Source organism: Sphingomonas sp. IBVSS2, from assembly GCF_002127225.1.
In the GTDB taxonomy this organism is placed as follows: domain Bacteria; phylum Pseudomonadota; class Alphaproteobacteria; order Sphingomonadales; family Sphingomonadaceae; genus Sphingomonas.
The window spans coordinates 118,263-139,560 of sequence record NZ_NFUR01000001.1; the positions used below are offsets into that span (position 1 = coordinate 118,263).

General features: G+C 68.7%; 20 protein-coding genes. 11 read left to right on the forward strand and 9 right to left on the reverse strand.

Translation table 11 applies throughout. The features are described from left to right. The first annotated feature begins 108 nt into the window (after positions 1 to 108). A complete protein-coding gene (locus tag CAP40_RS00460) occupies positions 109 to 885 on the forward strand; it encodes a helix-hairpin-helix domain-containing protein (RefSeq protein WP_086127407.1) in 777 nt (258 codons plus the stop codon). 206 nt (positions 886 to 1,091) lie between these two features. Here the strand turns inward: CAP40_RS00460 and CAP40_RS00465 are convergent, their stop codons facing one another. The 3 genes from CAP40_RS00465 to CAP40_RS00475 form a co-directional block, all read right to left on the reverse strand. Next, on the reverse strand, positions 1,092 to 2,399 hold the full coding sequence (locus tag CAP40_RS00465) for a hemolysin family protein (protein ID WP_086128374.1): 1,308 nt from the start codon (positions 2,397 to 2,399) through the stop codon (positions 1,092 to 1,094). 74 nt (positions 2,400 to 2,473) lie between these two features. Next, positions 2,474 to 2,905, reverse strand: a complete 432-nt coding sequence (locus tag CAP40_RS00470) for a nucleoside deaminase (RefSeq protein WP_086128375.1) — start codon at positions 2,903 to 2,905, stop codon at positions 2,474 to 2,476. A 149-nt stretch (positions 2,906 to 3,054) separates the two neighbouring features. After that, positions 3,055 to 3,351, reverse strand: coding sequence for a hypothetical protein (locus CAP40_RS00475; RefSeq protein ID WP_086127408.1), 297 nt, complete (start codon positions 3,349 to 3,351; stop codon positions 3,055 to 3,057). Between the two features lie 173 nt (positions 3,352 to 3,524). Here CAP40_RS00475 and rpmB point away from each other — a divergent pair, with 173 nt between their 5' ends. The 3 genes from rpmB (at position 3,525) to CAP40_RS20670 (ending at position 5,159) form a co-directional block, all read left to right on the forward strand. Next, complete coding sequence (gene rpmB / locus CAP40_RS00480; protein WP_086127409.1) at positions 3,525 to 3,821, forward strand: 50S ribosomal protein L28; 297 nt, start codon at positions 3,525 to 3,527, stop codon at positions 3,819 to 3,821. A 346-nt stretch (positions 3,822 to 4,167) separates the two neighbouring features. Continuing rightward, positions 4,168 to 4,944, forward strand: coding sequence for a sodium:calcium antiporter (locus CAP40_RS00485; protein WP_256923948.1), 777 nt, complete (start codon positions 4,168 to 4,170; stop codon positions 4,942 to 4,944). Continuing rightward, a complete protein-coding gene (locus CAP40_RS20670) occupies positions 4,941 to 5,159 on the forward strand; it encodes a hypothetical protein (protein ID WP_256923949.1) in 219 nt (72 codons plus the stop codon). The genes CAP40_RS00485 and CAP40_RS20670 overlap by 4 nt, the downstream gene beginning before the upstream one ends. A 32-nt stretch (positions 5,160 to 5,191) precedes the next feature. On the opposite strand, the gene CAP40_RS00490 is transcribed toward CAP40_RS20670, so the two are convergent. The 4 genes from CAP40_RS00490 to CAP40_RS00505 all read right to left on the reverse strand — a co-directional run bounded on the left by CAP40_RS00490 (position 5,192) and on the right by CAP40_RS00505 (position 10,396). Then, complete coding sequence (locus CAP40_RS00490) at positions 5,192 to 6,190, reverse strand: esterase-like activity of phytase family protein (protein WP_086127410.1); 999 nt, start codon at positions 6,188 to 6,190, stop codon at positions 5,192 to 5,194. A 188-nt stretch (positions 6,191 to 6,378) separates the two neighbouring features. Beyond that, positions 6,379 to 7,101: an acetoacetyl-CoA reductase gene (phbB, locus tag CAP40_RS00495; protein WP_086127411.1), complete on the reverse strand. Its 723-nt coding sequence runs from the start codon at positions 7,099 to 7,101 to the stop codon at positions 6,379 to 6,381. 32 nt (positions 7,102 to 7,133) lie between these two features. After that, positions 7,134 to 8,159 (reverse strand): ferrochelatase, encoded by a 1,026-nt coding sequence (hemH, locus tag CAP40_RS00500; RefSeq protein ID WP_086127412.1) that lies wholly within the window; start codon positions 8,157 to 8,159, stop codon positions 7,134 to 7,136. Beyond that, positions 8,156 to 10,396, reverse strand: a complete 2,241-nt coding sequence (locus CAP40_RS00505) for a xanthine dehydrogenase family protein molybdopterin-binding subunit (protein ID WP_086127413.1) — start codon at positions 10,394 to 10,396, stop codon at positions 8,156 to 8,158. Before CAP40_RS00505 ends, hemH begins: the two co-directional genes overlap by 4 nt. Positions 10,397 to 10,534: 138 nt before the next feature. Here CAP40_RS00505 and lgt point away from each other — a divergent pair, with 138 nt between their 5' ends. The 6 genes from lgt to CAP40_RS00535 all read left to right on the forward strand — a co-directional run bounded on the left by lgt (position 10,535) and on the right by CAP40_RS00535 (position 17,002). Further along, entirely contained in the window at positions 10,535 to 11,404 is an 870-nt protein-coding gene (gene lgt, locus CAP40_RS00510) for a prolipoprotein diacylglyceryl transferase (RefSeq protein ID WP_256923950.1), read from the forward strand. An 89-nt stretch (positions 11,405 to 11,493) separates the two neighbouring features. Then, positions 11,494 to 12,495 carry a class I SAM-dependent methyltransferase gene (locus CAP40_RS00515; protein ID WP_086127415.1) on the forward strand — a complete coding sequence of 334 codons (1,002 nt, stop codon included), beginning with the start codon at positions 11,494 to 11,496 and terminating at the stop codon, positions 12,493 to 12,495. Further along, positions 12,492 to 12,995: a GNAT family N-acetyltransferase gene (locus tag CAP40_RS00520; RefSeq protein WP_086127416.1), complete on the forward strand. Its 504-nt coding sequence runs from the start codon at positions 12,492 to 12,494 to the stop codon at positions 12,993 to 12,995. Before CAP40_RS00515 ends, CAP40_RS00520 begins: the two co-directional genes overlap by 4 nt. Beyond that, complete coding sequence (pgeF, locus tag CAP40_RS00525) at positions 12,992 to 13,759, forward strand: peptidoglycan editing factor PgeF (RefSeq protein ID WP_086127417.1); 768 nt, start codon at positions 12,992 to 12,994, stop codon at positions 13,757 to 13,759. The genes CAP40_RS00520 and pgeF overlap by 4 nt, the downstream gene beginning before the upstream one ends. A 179-nt stretch (positions 13,760 to 13,938) precedes the next feature. Further along, on the forward strand, positions 13,939 to 15,249 hold the full coding sequence (locus CAP40_RS00530; protein ID WP_086127418.1) for a cystathionine gamma-synthase family protein: 1,311 nt from the start codon (positions 13,939 to 13,941) through the stop codon (positions 15,247 to 15,249). Positions 15,250 to 15,307: 58 nt separating this feature from the next. Beyond that, positions 15,308 to 17,002 (forward strand): hypothetical protein, encoded by a 1,695-nt coding sequence (locus CAP40_RS00535; protein WP_086127419.1) that lies wholly within the window; start codon positions 15,308 to 15,310, stop codon positions 17,000 to 17,002. Here CAP40_RS00535 and CAP40_RS00540 read toward each other — a convergent pair. After that, a complete protein-coding gene (locus tag CAP40_RS00540; RefSeq protein WP_086127420.1) occupies positions 16,982 to 18,001 on the reverse strand; it encodes an SGNH/GDSL hydrolase family protein in 1,020 nt (339 codons plus the stop codon). The two genes, CAP40_RS00535 and CAP40_RS00540, sit on opposite strands and share 21 nt — an antisense overlap. Before the next feature lie 105 nt (positions 18,002 to 18,106). Between CAP40_RS00540 and CAP40_RS00545 the strand changes: the two genes are divergently transcribed. Further along, positions 18,107 to 20,422 (forward strand): GH92 family glycosyl hydrolase, encoded by a 2,316-nt coding sequence (locus tag CAP40_RS00545; RefSeq protein WP_086127421.1) that lies wholly within the window; start codon positions 18,107 to 18,109, stop codon positions 20,420 to 20,422. Here the strand turns inward: CAP40_RS00545 and CAP40_RS00550 are convergent. After that, complete coding sequence (locus tag CAP40_RS00550) at positions 20,419 to 21,297, reverse strand: alpha/beta hydrolase (protein ID WP_086127422.1); 879 nt, start codon at positions 21,295 to 21,297, stop codon at positions 20,419 to 20,421. The genes CAP40_RS00545 and CAP40_RS00550 overlap by 4 nt on opposite strands. Position 21,298: the final 1 nt, after the last annotated feature.

Sequence of the window (21,298 nt, forward strand, 5' to 3'; positions counted from 1 at the left end):
TTTCGGGACACTCGGCGCCCGGCACGCGCGACCAGCTTGTCGCGCTGCGCCGCACCACGTTATGCAGTTGCCGGGAATCGCAATTTCGCAGGAACGGGACAGGCGCAGATGAACAGCACGGAACCGCTCTTTCAGGGAGCTCCGCTTTGGCTGACGCTCCCGTTCGCGGCGATCGCCATCGGCGTCGTCTTCGCGCTTCTCGTCCTGTGGTGGGGCGCCCGCCTCGCCGGCCGGCGCCGCAATGCGCGCGAGGAGATCGAGGAGTATAACGAGGAGTATCGGGAGGAAGCCGCACAGGCCCGGCCGATCACCCCGCCCGTCGCTCCGCCGCCTCCGCCTCTCGCCGAGCCGCCCGTGGCGCCGGCACCCGAGCCCGCGGCCGAGATCGTCCCCACGCCGCCACCGCCCGTCGTCGAGGAAGCGCCCGCTCCCCAGCTGGCGGAGCCGGTTGCCGAGGTCGCCGCATCTCCGGCGGAAGAAACGCCCACGCCCGAGCCCCTTGCCGACGAGCCCATCGCCGCCGCTGCGCCGCTCGACGCCACGCCCGCTTCGCTCGCCTCGGACATCGCCGAACCCGCGCACGCGCCGGCTCCCGCGCCGAGCGAGCCCGCCGCGCCGGAACCGGAGCCGGCGCCCGCCACCCCGACGGCGGATGACCTCACCCGGATGAAGGGCGTCGGGCCGCGCCTGGCCGAGCGGCTGGGCAGCGTCGGGATCACCAGCTTCGCCCAGCTCGCCGCGCTCACGCCCGAGGAAGCCGACGCGCTCGACGCCAGGCTTGGCGACTTCCAGGGCCGCATCCACCGCGACCGCTGGATCGAGCAGGCGAGCTTCCTGGCGAAGGAAGACATTGCCGGCTTCGAGGGAGTCTTTGGGAAGCTTTAGGGTCACGGCCCAATCGGCAAACCCGTCATTCCCGCGCGGGCGGGGATCCAGGGTGGTACGGGATGACCGAAGCAATCATGGCGCTGCTTCCGGAGGAGGCATGCGGGCCGCACGACCATCGCCCCTGGCCCCGGATCCCCGCCCGCGCGGGAATGACGGTTGGGCCCCTTGAGGAACTTCCTTGCGCGCCACGAAAGGCGCCGCGCTCATCCCGCCGCGCGCTGGACCAGCAGCTTGTCGATCTTGCGCCCGTCCATGTCGACGATCTCGAAGCGCCAGCCCTGCTCGACGAAATAATCGCCTTCGTTGGGCAGCCGCTTGAACACCGCCAGCGCCAGGCCGGCGACGGTGGCGTAATCGCGGTCCTCGTCGAGATCGAGGCCGAGTCGCTCGGCGAGCAGGTCCGCCGCCATCTGGCCCGAGACGAGCAGCGAGCCGTCCTCGCGCGTCACGATATTGGGGTTGTCGCCGGGTTCCACGTCCGAGGCGAGCTCGCCCGCGATCGCGGCCAGCAGGTTGGCCGGCGTGACGATGCCTTCGAAATGGCCATATTCGTCATGCACCAGCCCCATCGGGACCTCCGCGCGCCGAAGGGCGCCCAGCGCGTCCATCGCATCGACAGTGTCGGGCAGGATCGGTGCCTCGCGCATCAGCTTGCGCAGGTCGAGCGCCTCGCCGCGGAACAGCGCGGCGGCGATGTCGCGCGCCTGGACCACGCCGATCACCGTGTCGACCGAGCCTTCGGCCACCGGCAGGCGAGTGTGCGGGGTGAGCAGCAGCGCCTCGCGGATGCCGTCCGCATCCAGGTTGACGTCGACCCAGTCGACTTCGGTGCGCGGCGTCATCACTTCGCGCACCGGCCGGTCGGCGAGGCGGACCACGCTGGAGATGATCGAGCGCTCATGCTCCTCGATCACGCCCGACTTGCTCGCCTCGGCGACGAGCAGGTGCAGTTCCTCGGCGGTGACCCGGTTCTCCGATTCGCGGCTGAGGCCGATCAGGCGGAAGATGAGCCGGGTGGTCGAATCGAGCAGCCACACCAGCGGCGCGGTCGCCCGGCTCGTCCAGAGCAGCGGCACGGCGACCAGCACTGCGATCGGCTCGGGCGAGCGCAGCGCGAATTGCTTGGGCACCAGCTCGCCCGCGACCAGCGAAGCGAAGGTGGTGAGGCCGATCACGATCGCGATGCCGAGCGTATGGGCGAGCTCGTCGCCCACGCCGAGCAGTTCGATCCGCTGTGCCGTCGGCTCGCCCAGGCTGGCGCCCGAATAGGCGCCGGCGACGATGCCGATCAGCGTGATGCCGATCTGCACGGTGGAGAGGAACTTGCCCGGATCGGCGGCGAGCTGGATCGCGGTGCGCGCGCCGGTCCCGCTGCGCCCGGCACGCGCCATCGCCTCCAACCGTGCCGTGCGCGACGATACGATCGCGAGTTCGGACATCGAGAAAAGGCCGTTCAGAACGATCAGCGCGAAGATGATCGCTACGTCTATCCAGGGGAAAGGCGCCAACATGGTGTGGCGCCCTTCATATCCGCAGATGGTGCCATGCGGCAACCGGCGTTGCATCCGCGCAATGAAATGTAAGATCAGCCGCGCCGTTCGCGGAAGAAATCGCGCAATATCTCCCCCGCTTCGGCCTCGCCGATGCCGGGATAGATTTCGGGACGGTGATGGCAGGTCGGCTGGGCGAAGAAGCGCGGCCCATGCTCCACCGCGCCGCCCTTGGGATCGCCGGCACCGTAATAGACGCGCGCGATCCGGGCATGCGCGATCGCCCCCGCGCACATCGCGCAGGGCTCGAGCGTCACCCACAGGTCGCAATCCTCGAGCCGTTCGCGCCCCAGCGCCTCGGCCGCCGCGCGAATCACCCGCATCTCGGCATGGGCGGTGGGATCGCGGAGCGTGCGCGGGGCATTGGCGGCGGTGGCGATCACTCTGCCATCATGCACCAGCACCGCGCCCACCGGCACCTCGCCCGCTTCCGCGGCCGCGCGGGCCGCGTCGAGCGCCAGGCGCATCGGTTCGGGAAGCGGGAACATCGAGGGTGATTACCGTAGCCCCTCCAGTGCGTCACCCCCGCGAAAGCGGGGTGACGGTTCGGGAGGAGTGACGGGCCAGCCGATGGCAGGGATCGCGATTCACGCGCGGCCCGGGCACGTACGGCCGTTTACTTCTCGGTGGGCGTGGGCGTCGGCGTGGCGCCGGCCTGCTTCACTTCGATGGTGGGCAGGGTGACCGTGGTGTTCCGCATCTCGACCGTCGGCACCGCAACGGTGGTATTGGTCGATCCGATACCCACCGATCCCGTCTCGGCCTTGAACTTGGGCAGCTGGCCGCCCTTGGCATCGAAAGTGATCGTCGGCATCGACGCGCCCTGCTGCTGCTCGATGCGCAGCATGCCAACCGACATGAGCACCACCACGGCCAGCGCGATCAGACCTATGAGAACGAGAATTCCACGCATCGCTTCATCTCCCCAATTGAATCGGTTGCGTAATCAACGCCGCATCAACCATGGTGGTTGCGTCGGCACAAGGCGTTTCTTGGGGCGAATCGGTTGACGCACCGTCCCATTACGGCTATCGGCGCCACCTTTCCGGCCCCAGTTCGCTGAGGCTCAAACCAGGATATCAAGCGATGTCGCGCATTTGCGAGCTGACCGGCAAGGGCCGGCAGGTGGGTAACAACGTTTCCCACGCCAACAACAAGACCAAGCGTACGTTCCTGCCCAACCTGCAGAACGTCACGCTGATCAGCGATGCGCTGGGCCGTAGCGTGCGCCTGCGCGTGTCGACCCACGGCCTGCGCTCGGTCGAGCACAATGGCGGCCTCGACAACTGGCTGCTCAAGACCAGCGACGACGATCTGTCGCTGCGCGCCCGCCGCCTGAAGCGCGAAGTGCGCAAGGCGTCGGCCGAGAAGACCGCGGCCTAAGAGCCACGCCTTCGACGGCTCCATGCGAGCCCGTTCTCCACGCGGAGGGCGGGCTTTTCGCATGTCTGGAATCGACGCCTTCCGTTTCGATGTAGCGCAAGCTTGATCCGGACGACGTTGAAGGCGGCCCGAGTCCTTGCTAAGGAGTTCGGACCCTTGGGGAGTAGCCGCTCGCGAGGCAACGCGAGGAGCATGTCAACACAATCGGTTTCGGCCGTGGCATGTTCGATCTTCGGATTTGGCAAGACCTTGGTGCCGCCCGATCGTCCCCTTGGGGTCTGGATTCTCGGGCGGGCCAATGGTTTGACCCTCGGATGATCCGATGCCCTCCATAGCCGCTCCCGCAGTGTTGCTGCTGCTTTCAGCCGTCGTGATCTATTTCTCCTGCGAGTATTTCGTGAACGGCGTCGAATGGGCCGGCCGCAAGATGAGCATCGGCCAACAGGCAACCGGCACCGTACTCGCCGCCTTCGGCACCGCATTGCCGGAAAGCGTCGTGACCCTGGTCGCAGTGGCTTTTGCCCGCAACCAGGCCCAGAGTGACATCGGGGTGGGAGCCGCGCTGGGGGGACCACTCGCGCTCGCCACGCTCGCATATGCCGTCGTGGGCCTGACACTGCTGATGAAGCGTCGAACATTCGAGCAGACTGGTGCAAATCGTGCCTGGTTCCGAAGCCTCGCCGACGATCAGCGGTGGTTCCTCTCGATATTCGTGGTCAAGCTCGGTCTCGGCATAGTGGTATTCAGCTGGAAGCCGCTTCTGGGCATCGCCTTTCTTGCCGCCTACGCGCTTTATTGCTGGAACGAAATCCGCGGCGGCCGCGGCGCCATCGACGAGGAAGAGGGCGAGCTCGAACAGCTGAAATTCGCCCCACACGAGGCCAACCCTTCGACCGTGATGATAATATTTCAGACCGGCCTGTCGCTGATCGTGATCTTTCTCGCTTCCCATCTGTTCGTCGCGCAGCTCGACGCGATCGGCCCCCCGCTCGGCCTCAAGCCGCAAGTGCTGGCGCTATTGCTCGCTCCGATCGCGACGGAGTTGCCCGAAACATTGAATGCTGTGATCTGGGTGCGCCAGGGCAAGACTAGGCTGGCCTGGCCAATATTTCGGGCGCCATGATGATCCAGGCAACGGTGCCGACCGCCTTTGGGCTATTCTTCACATCATGGTACCTCCAGCCCGCTTTGCTGCTGGCGGGTGCGGTGACCACGGCGACCATCCTGACGATGTACATCGCCTTCTCGCGTGGATGGGTCTCTCGCATCTTCCTCAGCCTTGTCCCGTTGTTCTACATCGCGTTCATCGTGACGGTGCTGGCGTTGCAGTTGGAATGACCTCGAGCCTTTCAGAGCCTCACATCGGCCGCTCAGTGCTTCCCGAACTCGATCCGGAACTTGAGCAGCAGCGACCATTCCCAGAATTGCTGGTTGTCGTCCGATGCGATCCACAGGATCGTGTCGTCGCCTTCGCGCGTGATCGCCAGCGCCTCGTAATTGTCGTGGATCAGGGGCGCGGCCAGCGCCGCGATCTCCGTGCCGCGCACCACGGCGCCGGGGCGGAATTCCTTCGGATCCACCAGGGTCAGCCTGGCCGTGAACAGGCCCGGTACCGCGAAGCGCCGGTTGAGCACAATCAGCCGCCCGTCGGGCAGCTGGACCGCGTCGCTCGGATCGTAGCGCTCGTCGGGCGGCATGTAGACGAAGCGGATCGGCTCCATGCCCGGCGCCGTGGGGTCGCCCGGGAAGAGCAGGGCTTCGCGGCCGACCCGGCTGCCCTTTGGCCGCGAGGTCTCGCCGATCACCACGAATCGGCCATCGGCCAGGCGGACCATCGATTCGGGCCCGCCATTGACCGACCAGTCGCGCATCGCCGCCGGCTGCACGCTGCGCTCGGCGCGCGTCAGCCCGTCGTCATAGCGCCAGATCGCATTATATCGCTCGAAACCCACCCAGATCCGCCCGGTGGCGGGATCGCTCGTCATCGATTCCGAATCGCGGTCCGATTTCAGCCAGCCGGTGCCGGGGCCGGCGGGCAGGTCGCCGAACGCCAGCTCGCGCGGCGTCCAGTCGGCGCCCATGCGGAAACGGATGAAGGTGCCGCCGTCGCTGAGCAGGGTGAAGCGATCGCCCTTGATCTGCATCGAGGAGAAGCCGCCAAAGGCGCGATCCGGGCTCTTCAGCCGGATGCCGCCCAGATAGGTGAGCGCCCCCACCCGGGTCCGCCCGGGATCGCGCGCGTCGAGCGGCACGCGCTCCACGGTCATGCGCGGCACCTTGCCCAGCAGGTCGCGCCCGTCGCGCCCCGATGCGGAGAGCAGCAGGATGAAACCGAGGGAGAACAGGGCGATCGCGAGGCGGAGCAGCATCGCCTCCGCTCATAGCGACTGGCGACGGAAGGACCAGCGCCCGAAAGATGAACGCCAGGTGACCAGCCCGTTCAGAAGAAACTAAAGGGAACCCGGCTAAGGATGCGTTGGTTGTTCGAACAAGAGTTTCCCTCGCGTAGCGTATCGAGGGGTTGGGGGCCGCCCTGAAAGGGGCGGCCCTCATCGCATCAGTACATGTGCTGGCCGCCGTTGATCGACAGCGTCGATCCGGTGACGAAGCCCGCCTCGTCCGAGCACAGGAACGCCACGCCGCGCGCGATCTCGTGCGCCTGGCCGAGCCGGCCCACCGGGATCTTCGCGACGATCTTCTCGAGCACCTCGGGCGGCACCGCGGCGACCATGTCCGTGTCGATATAGCCGGGCGCGATCGCGTTCACCGTCACGCCGAAGCGCGCGCCCTCCTGCGACAGCGCCTTGGTGAAGCCGTGGATGCCGGACTTGGCGGCGGCATAGTTGACCTGGCCATATTGGCCGGCCTGGCCGTTGATCGAGCCGATATTGACGATCCGGCCCCATTTGCGGTCGCGCATGCCGGGGAACACCGCATGCGCCATGTTGAAGCAGCCGCCCAGGTTGATGCGGATCACATCCTCCCACATGTCGCGGCTCATCTTCAGGATGGTGCCGTCGCGGGTGATGCCGGCATTGTTGATCACCACGTCGACCGGGCCGAGCTCGGCCGCGACCTTCGCCACGCCTTCGTGGCAGGCGTCATAGTCGCCCACATCCCATTTATACGCCGCGATGCCGGTGCGATCGGTGAAGGCCCGGGCCTTCTCCTCATTGCCCGCATAGTTGGCGGCGACGATCATTCCCGCGTCCTGGAGCGCGAGGCTGATCGCCTCGCCGATGCCGCGGGTGCCGCCCGTCACGATCGCTACGCGTGCCATGCTTTTCCTCTCCTTCGTGGTGCACCGAAAGGCTAGGCAGGCTCGGTCCAGCCCGCAAGCTCCTCGCTTAAAATTGTGCGCAGCATCCCGATGCCATCCGGACTGTCGTTGAGACAGGGCAGATAGGCGAACCGGCTCCCGCCCGCGGCGAGGAACGTCTCGCGCCCGCGGATCGCCAGTTCCTCCAGCGTCTCGAGACAATCCGCCGAAAAGCCCGGCGCCACGACCGCGACCTTCGTCACGCCCTTGCCCGGCAGCGCGGCGAGCATGGCGTCGGTGGCCGGCTCGAGCCATTTCGCCCGGCCGAAGCGCGACTGGAAGGTGACGATCAGCTCCCGTCCCCCCAGCGTGTCCGCCAGCGCCGCGCCGAGCAGGCGCGCGGTCTTGCGGCAATGGCAGTGATAGGGATCGCCGAGATCGAGGGTCCGCTGCGGCATGCCGTGGAAGCTCGCCAGGATCGCGTCGGGCACAAAGTCGAGCCGGGCGAGGCTGGCTTCCACCGATGCCTTGAGCGCGGCGATATAGGCGGGGTGATCATGATAGGGCGGCAGGGTGCGGATCGCCGGCTGCCAGCGCATCTTCGCCAGCGCGGCGAAGGCCGCATCGTTGGCAGTGGCGGTGGTCGCCGCGCAATATTGGGGATAGAGCGGCGCGATCAGGATGCGCCGGGCGCCATGGGCCTGCATCGAGGCCAGGCGGTCCGCGATCTTCGGCTCGCCATAGCGCATCGCCCAGTCGACGAAATTCCCTTCCCCGAACGCGCCCTGCAATGCCCGGGACTGGGCGGCGGTGATCGCGGCGAGCGGCGATCCGTCCTCGCGCCACACCTGCCGATAGGCATGCGCCGACCTGCGCGGCCGGGTGCGCAGGATGATCCCGTGCAGGATCGGCTGCCAGGCGATCGGCGGAATCTCGACCACGCGCCGGTCCGACAGGAACTCGGCAAGGTAGCGCCGCACCGATGCGGCATCGGGGGCGCTCGGCGTACCGAGATTGACCAGCAGCACGCCGATCCTGTCCGGGGCGAAGAAGGGCGGATGCCCGGCCGGGACGCTCATTCGACGTCCGAGAGCAGGGGCAGCACGCGGAAGCGCACGCCGCTCGCCGATTGCAGCGCGTTGGCGATGGCGGGAGCGACCGGCGGCACGGCGAGCTCGCTCACGCCGCCCGGATCGGCGGCGTTGCGGATCAGTTCCACGGTAATGTCGGGCGCATCCGCCAGCGTCGGCAGGCCGAGCTCGGAAAGGTCGCGCACATCGGCGACGTTCTCGGTGAAGCCGGTCGACCCGGCGAGCGCCGCGGCCATGCCGAACAGCAGCCCGCCCTCGATCTGCTGCGTCACCAGGTCGGGGTTCACCACCCGCCCGCAATCGACCGCCGCGACCAGCCGCTCCACCTTCACCTTGCGCCCCTCGAGCCGCGCCTCGGCCATCACTGCGATATAGGAGCCGCGAAAGGCGTGGCAGGCGATGCCCTGGCCGCTGCCGGGCTGGCCACCCTGCCAGCCGCCCAGCTGGGCCGCCATCTGCACGCAGCGGGCAAGCCGCGTCTCGCCGCCGAGCATCGCCATGCGGAACGATACCGCGTCCTGCTCGGCGGCATGCGCCAGCTCGTCCATGAAGCTCTCGACGAAGAAGCAATTGTAGCTGTGTGCGCCCGAGCGCCAATAGCCGGTCGGCACCCCGATCGCGGCGACATGGTGATCGACCGCGTAATTGGGGATGGCATAGAAGGGCCGCGCCCCCGCCACCGCCGAGGGATCGCCCTTGCCGGGCAACGCGAGCGACGCCTGCACCACCGGATCGCTGCCCAGCAGTCGCGTCGCCAGTTCGCGGCCCGTCTCGGGCGCGGCGATCTTGGCGAGCAGGCCCGAGACCTGGCCCCGCGGGTTCAGCTTGCCGGTCATCCGGCCGATCGCGGGCGGGCGGTAGCGATCGTGCCGCATGTCCTCGCCGCGCGGCCAGGTGAGCTGCACCGGCCGGCCGATCCGCTCGGTGAGCAGCGCCGCCTGCTCCGCCACCGCATGTTCCAGCTTCGCCCCGAACGAGCCGCCCGCCATCGTCGCATGCACGGTCACCGAGCTCTCGGAGATGCCGATCGCCCGCGCCGCCGCCGCCCGCGCCAGCCCCGGCGCCTGGGTCGGCAGCCAGAGCGAGAGGTGCCCGTCATGATAATTGGCCGTGCAGGTCATCGGCTCGAGCGCGGCATGGAGCGCCACGTCGACACGATATTCGGCCGAGACCACTTTCGCCCCGCGGAAATCCGCCGCAAGGTCGCCGGCCTCGTGGATCCGCGTGCCGTCGGCGTTCAGCGCGTCGCTCAGCGCCGAGGCGATCGAATCATTGTTGATCACTTCCTCGGGCGTCTTGAAGCGCGGGCGCATCGCGTCGATCGCCCGCTCCGCCGCCCAGCCATTGTTGGCGATCGTCGCCACCCAGTCCCTGGTCGTCACGATCGAGAGCATGCCGGGGATCCGGTTCGCCGCCGCCCGGTCGAGCTTCACCAGCTCGGTCTCGCCGATCGGCCCCATCCGGATCGAGGCGAACACCATGTTCGGCAAGCGCACGTCCGCCGCGTAGAGAAGGCTGCCGTCCACCTTGGCCGGCGCGTCGAGCCGGGGCAGCTCCTGGCCGTAGAGCCGGTTCGCCTCGCCGGTGCGCAGCGGCACGTCGCCGGGCACGCGCTCGTCCGCCGCTTCCGCCGCCAGCGCGCCGAAGCCGAGCTTCGAATTGCCATGGATCACCTGGCCGCCGGCCGTGTCACAGCTCTGCCATTCCGCGCCCCAGCGCCGCGCCGCCGCCTTGCACAGCAGCACCCGCGCGGTGGCGCCGGCATGGCGCAGCTGATCCTCGAAGCTGCGAATCGAAGTCGAGCAGCCGGTGAGCACCAGCCCAGTGCGCGCGGCATGGCTGCGCCGCAGCTGCTCGGGCAGCCCGCCCAGCGCCAGCTCGAACAATTCCTCGGCGGCCAGCGGATTGGCGTAGAGCGGATTGAGCGGTGCCGGCTCCACGCCCACCAGCTTCCAGTCCGCGCCCAGCTCGTCGGCGATGATCTGCGGCATGGCGGTGAACACGCCCTGCCCCTCCTCGCATTGCGGAACGGCGACCGAGACGTGCCCGTCGGTGCCGATCTTGATCCAGGCGCCGAACAGGCTCTCGCCCGGCGCCGCGGTGAGATTGGGGAGATAGGTGCGCGGCCACACCGCCCAGGCGACCACCAGCCCCACGCCCACGCCGCCGCCGATCAGCAGCGTGCGCCGATCCAGCTTCTGGAGCTTGCCGAAATCGACCTTCATCGCATGCCGTCTATCCTGCCCGCCAAAGGCTGTCACCCCGGCTCCCCCATGCCGAACGCGAGTCATCCTTCAGTCGCGAGGCCCTTGGGTTTGCGGCGAGCCTGCTCTATCGGGGCCCGACACCCGGAGGGATCACCCGTGCTGCTTTCCACCCTGGCCGCCGCCGCGGCCGACCATATCCAGTTCAAGGATCTCGGCCTCGACAAGGTCGCGCTCAATCTCGGCTTCTTCGAGATCAAATGGTATTCGCTGGCCTATATCGCCGGAATCCTGGTCGGCTGGTGGTATCTCCTCCGCCTGCTCCGCCAGCCCGGCGCGCCGATGAGCAAGCGCCATGCCGACGATCTCGTCTTCTACGCCACGCTCGGCATCATCCTGGGCGGTCGCCTCGGCTATGTGATCTTCTATGCGCCCGGGATGTTCCTCGACCCGATCCGCATCTTCAAGCTCTGGGACGGCGGCATGTCGTTCCATGGCGGCGTGATCGGCACGACGCTGGCGATCATCCTGATGTGCCGGCGCCAGGGGCTCAACTGGCTGCGCGTGCACGATTACGTCGCCTGCTGCGCGCCCTTCGGCCTGTTCTTCGGCCGCCTCGCCAATTTCGTGAACGGCGAGCTGTGGGGCAAGCCGGCGGATCTGCCCTGGGCGATCGTCTTCCCGGGCGCCGGCCCGCTGGCCCGCCATCCGAGCCAGCTCTACGAGGCGGCGCTCGAGGGCGTGCTCCTCTTCGCCATCCTCGCCTATGCCTTCTGGCGCACCAAGGCGCGCTACGAGCCGGGCAGGCTCGTCGGCATCTTCCTGCTCGGCTATGGCTGCTTCCGCTTCTTCGTCGAATATTTCCGCGAGCCGGATTCGCAGTTCGCCGGCACGATCTTCGAGCATGTGATCCATATGGGCCAGGTGCTGTGCCTACCGATGATCCTTGGCGGCATCTATCTGATCGTCACCGCCAAGGGCCGCCGCCAGCGTGTGGAGCCCACGCTCGGCACGGAGAGCGTGGCCTGAGCGAGAATCCTCTCGACGCCCCGGCGGGGGAACGCGCGGCCAATGCCGCCGAGCCGCTGCTCGCCGAGCGGCTGGCCCGTGCCATCACCATGGCCGGGCCCATCCCGCTGTCGCAGTTCATGGGCGCCGCCAACGCGCATTATTATGCGACGCGCGATCCGCTCGGCGCGCGGGGCGACTTCACCACCGCGCCCGAAGTGAGCCAGATGTTCGGCGAGCTGATCGGCCTGTGGATGGCGGACCTGTGGCAGCGCGCCGGCGAGCCGCCCGTCCGCTATGTCGAGCTCGGCCCCGGCCGCGGCACGCTCGCCGCCGACGCGCTGCGCGCGATGGCCAAGGCGGGGCTGGCGCCGCCGGTCGACCTGGTCGAGACCAGCCCGACGCTGCGTGCCGCCCAGGCCGAGCGCGTGGCGCATGCCGAATTCCATCTCGACCTGGTCGGCCTGCCCGACGATGCGCCGCTGATCTTCGTCGCCAACGAATTCTTCGACGCGCTGCCGATCCGCCAGCTCATCGCCACCGGGGAAGGCTGGCGCGAGCGGCTCGTCGCCTGCCAGGACATGCTGTTCCTGCCGATCCAGGGCGATCGCAGCTTCGACATGATCATCCCGCGCGACTTCAGGGACGCCGCGCCCGGCTCGATCCTCGAGACCTCGCCCGCCGGCGTCGCGGTGCTGCGCCAGCTCGCCAAGCGGCTGAACGATCAGGGCGGCGCCGCGCTGATCGTCGACTATGGCTATATGGGCCCCGCGATCGGCGACACGCTCCAGGCAGTGAAGGGCCATGCCTATGCCAATCCCTTCGACATGCCGGGCGAGGCGGACCTTACCGCCCATGTCGATTTCGCCACGCTCGCCGAGGCCGCGCGGGCCGAGGGCCTGGTCGTCCATGGCCCGGTGACGCAGGGCGCCTTCCTGATGCGGCTCGGCATCGCCGAGCGCACCGCCAGCCTCTCGCTCGCCGCGCCGGACCGCGCCGGCCAGCTCGCCATCGATCGCGACCGGCTGACCGATCCGGAGCAGATGGGCGAGCTGTTCAAGGTGATCGCGCTGACGGCGCCCGGCTGGCCGGTGCCGGCGGGGTTCGAATGATCTACCGCGACGCCACCCAGGCCGACCTGCCCGCGATCGACGCGCTGTTCCGCACCAGCTTCGTCGCGACCTTCGGCCATCTCTACGCGCCGAAGGACCTTGCCGACTTCCTCGCCGGCTTCACGCCCGAGGCTTGGGCCGGGGAGTTCGCCGAGCCCGGGCTGCGCTTCCGGCTCGCCGAGGACGAACGGGGCCTGGCCGGCTTCGCCAAGACCAGCAACCTCACCCTCCCCGCCGAGACCAGCGCGCGCACCTATGAGCTGCGCCAGCTCTATCTCGACGAGCGGGCCAAGGGCAGCGGCGCGGCCCAGCTGCTGCTGGACTGGGCCCTGGAGCAGGGCCGGGCGCGAGGCGCGGAGGAGATGTGGCTCTCGGTCTATGTCGACAATCACCGCGCCAGGCGATTCTACGAGCGGAACGGGTTCGAGGATCGCGGCCGCTATGCCTTCATGGTCGGCGAGCACGCCGATGAGGATCGATTGATGAGGCGCATGCTGTGAGCGAGATCGAAATCTTCCGCGCGCGGGCGCTGGCCGGAGTCGCGCACGGCTTTCTCGGCCGCAAGGGCGGCGTCTCGACGGGCGACATGGCCAGCCTCAATGTCGGGCTGGGCTCGGGCGACGATCCCGCGCTGATCGCCGAGAATCGCTGCCGCGCCGTGGAGGCGGTACTCCCCGACGCCCGCCTCGTCTCGGTGCATCAGGTCCATTCCGCCGACTGCGTCACCGTGGCCGCGCCCTGGGAGGATCGACTGCGCCCGCATGCCGACGCGCTGGTCACCGATCGGCCGGGGATGGCGCTCGGCATCCTCACCGCCGATTGCGCGCCGGTGCTGTTCGCCGATACGCAGGCCGGCGTGGTCGGTGCCGCCCATGCGGGGTGGAAGGGCGCGATCGGCGGCGTCACCGATTCGACGATCGCTGCGATGGAGATGCTGGGCGCGAGCCGCGACCGGATGGTCGCCGCGGTCGGCCCCTGCATCGCCCGCGCCTCCTATGAAGTCGATGCCGGTTTCCTCGCCCGGTTCGCCGAGGCCGATCCGGCGAACGAGCGCTTCTTCACCGAGGGGCGGCGCGAGGATCACTGGCAGTTCGATCTCGAAGCCTATGTCGCGCACCGGCTGGCCGCGGCGGGCCTCCGCACCGTCGAGATGCTGGGGCAGGACACCTATGCCCAGCCCGGACATTTCTATTCCTATCGCCGCGCGACCCATCGGCGCGAGCCGGATTACGGGCGGCAGATCTCGATCATCGGACTGGCATGAACGCATCCGGCACCCCCGCGCGAGGCCAGGCGACGCCGGGATCGCGCGAGAAGGCGGAATCGGTCCCCAAAGCGCAGACTTCGCAAACTTTCGCCGCATCCGGGGGTGCGATCCCGCCCCCGGCTCGTTACAGATGATACGAAACAGGCGGCGCTCACGCCCCTGACCGGAGAGACCGCATGACCGACGAGACCGAAGCCGACCTGACCGGCGCCACCCCGCGCCGCCGCCCCAAGGCGGATGTCGACACGGTCGGCGGGCGCAAGCTCAAGCCCGCCACCCTGATGATGGGCCATGGCTTCGACCCCATGCTGTCGGAAGGCTCGCTCAAGCCGCCGATCTTCCTCACCTCCACCTTCGTCTTCCCCAATGCCGCCGCCGGCAAGCGCCATTTCGAGGGCGTCACCGGCAAGCGCCCGGGCGGAGCCGAGGGCCTGGTCTATTCGCGCTTCAACGGCCCGAACCAGGAGATCCTCGAGGATCGCCTGGGCGTGTGGGAAGGGGCGGAGGATGCGCTGGCCTTTTCCAGCGGCATGTCGGCGATCGCCACGCTGTTCCTGTCGATGGTCAAGCCGGGCGACACGATCGTCCATTCGGGCCCGCTCTATGCCGCCACCGAGACGCTGATCGCCCGGATCCTGGGTCGTTTCGGCGTGCACTGGCTCGATTTCCCGGCCGGCGCCACGCGCGAGGAGATCGATGCGGTGCTGGGCAAGGCCGCCAGCGGCAACGTCGCGCTGATCTATCTCGAATCGCCGGCCAACCCCACCAATGCGCTGGTCGATGTCGAAGCCGTCGCCGCCAGCCGCGACGCGATCTTCAAGGGGCCGAACAAGCCGCCGATCGCGATCGACAACACCTTTCTCGGCCCCCTATGGGCCCAGCCGCTCAAGCAGGGCGCCGACATCGTCGTCTATTCGCTGACCAAATATGCCGGCGGCCATTCGGACCTGGTGGCGGGCGGCGTGCTCGGCTCGAAGGAGCACATCAACACGATCCGGCTGATGCGCAACACGATCGGCACGATCTGCGATCCCAACACCGCCTGGATGCTGCTCCGCAGCCTCGAGACGCTGGAGCTGCGCATGTCGCGCGCCGGCGAGAATGCAGTGAAGGTCTGCGAGTTCCTGCGCGCGCACCCCAAGGTGGAGCATGTCGGCTATCTCGGTTTCCTCGAGGAGGGCTCGCGCCAGGCCGACATCTATCGGCGCCACTGCACGGGCGCGGGCTCGACCTTCTCGCTCTATCTCAAGGGCGGCGAGAAGGAGGCGTTCGCCTTTCTCGACAGCCTCAAGATCGCCAAGCTCGCCGTGTCGCTGGGCGGCACCGAGACGCTGGCCAGCCACCCGGCCGGCATGACGCACCTCTCGGTGCCCGACGCGCGCAAGCAGGCGCTGGGCATCACCGACAATCTCGTCCGCATCTCGATCGGCGTCGAGGATGCCGACGATCTGATCGCCGATTTCGAGGAGGCGCTGAAGGCCGTCTGAACCGATTGAGCTCGAGGGCCGGCGGGTATATCCTGCCGGCCCGAGGGGGAACTCGGCCATGATCGGACTTTCGCGCTTCCTGGTTCTGCTCGCGGCACCGCTGCTGGTCCTGCCCGCCACGGCACAGACGGGCGACATGGCCGGCATGCATGGCGGGCACGGCTTCCCGCAGACGCTCGCCGATTGGGCGCATGGCGCGCAGCTCTTCCCGGATCTCGGCGATTTCCACCGCGATGCCGGAACGAAGCTGCCCGCCGCCCAGGCCTATTTCGACCAGGGCATGCGCCTGCTCTGGGCGTTCAACCATGACGAGGCGGCGCGCAGCTTCGCCAGGGCGGCCGAGGCCGATCCCCGGTGCGGCATCTGCCATTGGGGCGTAGCGCTCGCCCTCGGCCCCAATTACAACATGCCGATGATGGCCGAGGCCCGGGCCCGCGTCGCCTGGGACGCGCTCAAAAAGGCCGAGGCGCTGGCGCCCGGCGCCACGCCGGCGAACCGCGCGCTGATCCTGGCGCTGGCCAGGCGCTATGCCGGTCCCCAGCCGGTCGACCCGAGCAACAGCGCGCCGCTGCTCGCCGCCTATGGCGATGCGATGCGGGACGCCGCCAGGGCATTTCCGCACGACGACGACATATTGACGATGTTCGCCGAGGCGCAGATGAACCGCACCCCGTGGAAGCTGTGGAATGCCGACGGCAGCCCGGCCAAGGACACGCCCGAGATCGTCGCCACGCTGGAGACGGTGCTGAAGCGCAACCCGCAGCATCCCGGCGCCAACCATTACTACATTCACGCCGTCGAAGCCTCGACCACGCCGGGCCGCGCCGTGGCCGCGGCCGAGCGGGTCGGCCCGATGATGCCGGGCGCGGGCCATCTCGTGCACATGCCCTCGCACATCTTCCAGCGCGTCGGCCGCTACGAGGAATCGGCGGTGGCCAATCGCGATGCCGATGCCGCCGACAAGGCCTATTACGCCAGGACCGCGGCGATCGACTATTATCCGATGTATTCGGCGCACAATCTCCAGTTCCTCGCCGCCTCGACGGCGATGGAGGGGCGCGCCGCCGAGACGATCAAGGCGCTGCGCGACGTGCGGCTGGTGTTCACCGACGATCAGGCCGCCGCCATGCCCGGCATGGATTGGGGGATCGGCTATCTCTACCAGGCGCTGGTCCGCTTCGGCCGCTGGGACGAGATGCTGGCCGAACCGCGACCCGATGCGCGGCTGCTCGACCTGACCGTCAACTGGCTGTCGGCCCGCACCATCGCGCTCGCCGCCACGGGCAGGATTGCCGAGGCCGAGACCGAGCTGGCCGGCCTGAAGGCGAGGATCGCGGCCGCCCCCGCCGATGCGCTGGCCGGCATGAACATGGCCGCGCCACTCTTCCGCATCGCCGCGCTGCGGGCCGAGGCCCGGATCGCGCTCGCCCGGAAGGGCGGGGCCCGCGCGGTCGCGCTGCTACGCGAAGCCGTCACCGTCGAGGACGCGCTGTCGTACAACGAGCCTTCGGACGAGTTCTTCCCGACCCGCCACCTGCTCGGCGCCGCGCTGCTTGGCGCGGGCAAGGCGGCGGAAGCCGAGGCGGTGTTCCGCGAAGACCTGGATCCCCGGCGCAATCCGCGCAACGGCTGGGCCCTGCTCGGCCTCGCCCAGGCGCTGAAGGCCCAGGGCAAGGATGCGGGCGCAGCGGAGAAGGATTTCGCCGCCGCCTGGGTCCGGGCGGACGTGAAGCTAGCCGCGCCGGCCTTTTAGCGTCGCGGCCAGAAGATCGGCCATAAGGCGATGGTCCGTGAGCGAGGGGTGCCAGTTGCACCCGGTCATCGCGAGCGCAGGCACCTGCACCATCGTCGCGCCGGTGGCCGCGGCCACGGCCGCGACATCGGCCTGGAAATTCCCGGCACCCATCAGCACCAGGCGCGCCTGGGGCTGGCGGCGCCGGAGCTCTTCGACAAAATCGATATAGCGGGCACGATAGGCGGCCCGCAGCGCCGCCGCGTCGGTCCAGGCCTCGCCCGCGTGGAGCGGCGTCGAGAAGTCGTTGGTGCCCAGGTTGACCACGATCGCCCGCGGCCTCCAGTCCGGATCGGGCGCGGCCGGCGCCGGATCGCCGGGAAGCGCGCGCGGATAGAGGAAGGGCAGGTTCTCGCTCGCGAACTTGCCGGCATAGTTGCGGACGATCCCATAGCCCGAATAGGCGATCACCCGGTAATCGGCGCCCAGCCGCCTGGCGACGATCGGCCCGAAGGCCTGGCTGGTATCGGTCGTGTCGTGCACCTGTTGTGCCGTGCAGGTGCGCGTCGCCGAAGTGTTGCCATAGCCCACGCTGTGCGAATCGCCGATGAACTCGATCCCGGCGCGCCGGGCCGGCGCGGGCAGCGGCGTGCCACGAGTGAAGAAGCCGAAAAAGCTACTGCTGCCCGACTGGCTCTCGGTCAGCTTGTCGATGCGGATGGCGTGGACACCGGGCTTCAGCCCCGCGATCCGCACCGTCGCGGGCCCCGGCGTCACCAGGGTCTGGAACGGCCTGCCGTCCACGCTCACCTGCAGGAAGTCGCCATGCGTCTCGACCCGGGCAGTGACGTCGGTGCCGCGAAAGCGCGCCTCGACATAGGTGCCCGGCCAGCCGAACCGCATCTCGCCGCCCTGGACGATCGCGCGGCCGCCGACATGGACGGCCAGGCGACTGCCCTCGGGCAGGGGCGCGGCGGAGAGGACAAGCGGTGCGAGCAGCACAAGAGCAATGGGCTTCATCGCCGCATCCTAGCCCGTCCCGCCGACGCGCGAAATCGTCGCATCGGATCCACGGAGCTCGGATCCGGGTTGGAGGCATGGCGCGGCTCTGCTCTAACGAGGCGCATGACCGCGCTCCTTCGCACCGGCCTCGCCGCGTTCGCCGCCCTGTCGCTCGCCACCGCGCCGCTCGCGGCCCAGACGTCCGGCGGATCCACCTATGACGCCGCCGATCCGATGATCGGCACCGGCGGCGAGGGGCACACCTTCCCGGGGGCGGTCGCGCCCTTCGGCATGATCCAGCTGAGCCCGGATACCGACACGACCTGCGAGATCCGCAAATGCTATAGCCACGCCGCCGGCTATCGCTACGAGGACCCGACCATCCAGGGCTTCTCGATGACGCATTTCTCGGGCGCCGGCCATTCGGACCTGGGCGACTTCCTGATCCAGCCGCTGGTGGGCGATGCGATTTCGCTCGAGCCCGGCGCCCATCGCGCGCGTTTCGACCATGCGACCGAACAGGCGCGGCCCGGCTATTATGCCGTCACCCTGGCCGATAGCGGGGTGCGCGCAGAGATGACCGCGGGCACCCGCGTCGGCGTGCAGCGCTACACCTTCCCCGCCGGCAAGGATGCCCGGCTGCTGCTCGATCTGCGCAGCTCGCTCTACAATTATCCGGGAAAGACGCTCTGGTCCTCGATCCGGGTCCGCGCGGACGGCACGATCACCGGCATGCGCGAGACGCGCGGCTGGGCGCCGGCCCGCAAGCTCTATTTCGCGATCCGCCCCTCCGCGCCGCTCACGCGCCACGCCTTCTCGAACACCGAGGAGAAAGTGGAGTATAAGGGCTTCCAGGGCCCCGGCCGCGGCGCCGCGGACCCGGCCCAGCTTCAGGGACGCGCGTTGGTTGCCCAGTTCGGCTTCGGCGTGCTCGACAGGCCGCTCGAAGTGAAGGTCGCCATCTCCGCGGTCGACGAGGACGGCGCCATCGCCAATCTCGACAGCGAGCCCGGCGATTTCGATGCCGTCCGCGCCGATACGGGCAGGGCTTGGGAAAAGGCGCTCGGCACGGTCGAGCTCGAAGGCCCCGCGCCGATGAAGCGCATGGTCGCCACTGCGCTGTATCACAGCCTGATCGCCCCCAGCGTCTTCTCCGACGCCGATGGCCGCTGGCGCGGCCCGGACGACCAGGTCCATGCCGCCACCGGCTTCACCTTCCACTCGACCTTCTCGCTGTGGGACACGTTCCGGGCCGAGCATCCGCTGCTGGTGCTGCTCCAGCCGGAAAAGCGGAACGCCGACTTCGTCAATTCGCTGATCGCCAGCCAGCAGGTGAGTCCGTTCGGCATCCTGCCGGTCTGGCAGTTCCATGGCCGCGAGACCTGGACGATGATCGGCTATCACGCCGTGCCGGTGATCGCCGACGCCTATCTCAAGGGCATTCGCGGCTTCGACGCACAGGCCGCGCTCGATGCGATGGTGAAGAGCGCCACCTATGGCCCCTATGGCGGCTTGGACCCGTATATGAAGCTCGGCTACGTCCCGATCGACAGGGAACCGGAGGCGGCATCCAAGACAGTCGAATACGCCTATGACGACTGGACCATCGCCCGCATGGCCGGGGCGATGGGCAAGGCGGACGTCGCCGCCGCCTTCGGCAAGCGCGCCGGCAACTGGCGCAACAGCTTCGATGCGAAGACCGGCTTCCTGCGCGCCCGCAAGGCCGATGGCAGCTATCGCACACCCTTCGATCCCACTGCGATCAATTATGGATCGGACTATACCGAGGGCAATGCCTGGCAATATTCCTGGTTCGTGCCGCAGGACCAGGCCGGCATGTTCGCGCTGCTCGGCGGCGACGCGGCGGCGGTGAAGAAGCTCGACGCGATGTTCGACTTCGACAATTCGAAGCTCGACTACAGCCATGCCGAGGACATTGCCGGCCTGATCGGCCAGTACATCCATGGCAACGAACCGAGCCACCATGTCGCCTATCTCTACGCCTATGCCGGCCAGCCCTGGCGTACGCAGGAGCGGCTGAAGCAGATCGTCGAGAGCCAGTACAAGCCGGCGCCGGACGGGCTTTCGGGCAATGACGATCTGGGCCAGATGTCCGCCTGGCTGGTCTTCACCGCGCTCGGCTTCTATCCGGTCGCCCCGGGCTCGAACGAATATGTGATCGGCCGGCCCTTCCTGAGCCGCACGACGCTCAACCTGCCGAACGGCAAGCGCTTCACCGTGATCGCCGACGGTCTGTCGGATGCGAACGCCTATGTCGGCACGGTCACGCTGAACGGCAGGCCGCTGGCGCGGGGATATCTGCGGCACGAGGAGATCGTCGCGGGCGGCGAGCTGCGCTTCACGATGCGCGCCACGCCGAACAAGGGCTGGGCTACGGCCAGGGCAGCGCGGCCCTATTCGATGAGCGCGGCGCGCTAGGGCGTCCCGATCGTCTCGCGCAGGAACCCGCCGATTCGCCGCGCCCATTCGGCGTCGTGCAAGTTGCTGACATCACCGTGCGACAGCCCCGGCACCAGCCATAGCGCCTTGCGGTTCGGCGCGGCCCGATAGAGGGCACGGGTCTCCGCCGGCGGCGTGTAGCGGTCTTCCGCGCCGCCGATCACGAAGACCGGCCCGGGATAGTCCCGGATCGCCGCGATCGGCGCGATCCGCCCGGGCCATACGCCGTAGCGCGGCAGCGCCTGGAAGCTCAGCAGCGGCTCGGCCAGCGTCCCGCCCGCCACCGTCAGCACCGCCGCCATCCGGTTGTAGATCGCATGGCGAATGTCGGGGAACACCGCGACCAGCACCAGCGCATCGGCCGGGACCGCGCCGTCGCGCCCGATCAGCGCCGCGGCGCCGCCCAGCGAGACGCCGATCACCGCCACCTTCGCATCATGCTGCCTCGCCTTGAGCCAGTCGAACGCCGCGCGTGCGTCCAGCCCTTCGTCGAGCCCATAGCTATGATCGGTGATCGTCGACGCGCCATGCCCGCGCAGGTCGATCGCCAGTGCCGCATAGCCTTGCGCCACCAGCGCCTCGGCCATCGGCACGGTCTGGTTCCGCGAGGCCCCGACGCCGTGGAGGAGCAGCACCGCCGGCGCATCGGGGCGCCGCCCGGGCCAATAGGTGCCGGCGAGCGAAACGCCGTCCCGCGCCTTCAGCCGCACCTGCTCGGCCGGCGGCGGCACCGGCGCCACTGCCGAGGCATGCCCGGCGGCAATCTTCGATGCGAGGAACCAGCTTGCCGCCAGCACCAGAAGCAGCAGCAGCGCCGCCGCCCCGATCGCCAGGCTGAAGCGCCGCCCGAGCACC

Coding starts and splice junctions, on each gene's coding strand:
- CAP40_RS00505 (WP_086127413.1), bottom strand. CDS start 10,396: ATGAAGGTCGATTTCGGCAAGCTCCAGAAGCTGGATCGGCGCACGCTG.
- CAP40_RS20670 (WP_256923949.1), top strand. CDS start 4,941: ATGATGATCCAGGCAACGGTGCCGACCGCCTTTGGGCTATTCTTCACA.
- hemH (WP_086127412.1), bottom strand. CDS start 8,159: ATGAGCGTCCCGGCCGGGCATCCGCCCTTCTTCGCCCCGGACAGGATC.
- CAP40_RS00465 (WP_086128374.1), bottom strand. CDS start 2,399: ATGTTGGCGCCTTTCCCCTGGATAGACGTAGCGATCATCTTCGCGCTG.
- CAP40_RS00475 (WP_086127408.1), bottom strand. CDS start 3,351: ATGCGTGGAATTCTCGTTCTCATAGGTCTGATCGCGCTGGCCGTGGTG.
- CAP40_RS00545 (WP_086127421.1), top strand. CDS start 18,107: ATGACCGCGCTCCTTCGCACCGGCCTCGCCGCGTTCGCCGCCCTGTCG.
- rpmB (WP_086127409.1), top strand. CDS start 3,525: ATGTCGCGCATTTGCGAGCTGACCGGCAAGGGCCGGCAGGTGGGTAAC.
- CAP40_RS00520 (WP_086127416.1), top strand. CDS start 12,492: ATGATCTACCGCGACGCCACCCAGGCCGACCTGCCCGCGATCGACGCG.
- CAP40_RS00470 (WP_086128375.1), bottom strand. CDS start 2,905: ATGCGCCTGGCGCTCGACGCGGCCCGCGCGGCCGCGGAAGCGGGCGAG.
- CAP40_RS00535 (WP_086127419.1), top strand. CDS start 15,308: ATGATCGGACTTTCGCGCTTCCTGGTTCTGCTCGCGGCACCGCTGCTG.
- CAP40_RS00460 (WP_086127407.1), top strand. CDS start 109: ATGAACAGCACGGAACCGCTCTTTCAGGGAGCTCCGCTTTGGCTGACG.
- CAP40_RS00530 (WP_086127418.1), top strand. CDS start 13,939: ATGACCGACGAGACCGAAGCCGACCTGACCGGCGCCACCCCGCGCCGC.
- CAP40_RS00540 (WP_086127420.1), bottom strand. CDS start 18,001: ATGAAGCCCATTGCTCTTGTGCTGCTCGCACCGCTTGTCCTCTCCGCC.
- phbB (WP_086127411.1), bottom strand. CDS start 7,101: ATGGCACGCGTAGCGATCGTGACGGGCGGCACCCGCGGCATCGGCGAG.
- CAP40_RS00490 (WP_086127410.1), bottom strand. CDS start 6,190: ATGCTGCTCCGCCTCGCGATCGCCCTGTTCTCCCTCGGTTTCATCCTG.
- CAP40_RS00515 (WP_086127415.1), top strand. CDS start 11,494: ATGGCCGGGCCCATCCCGCTGTCGCAGTTCATGGGCGCCGCCAACGCG.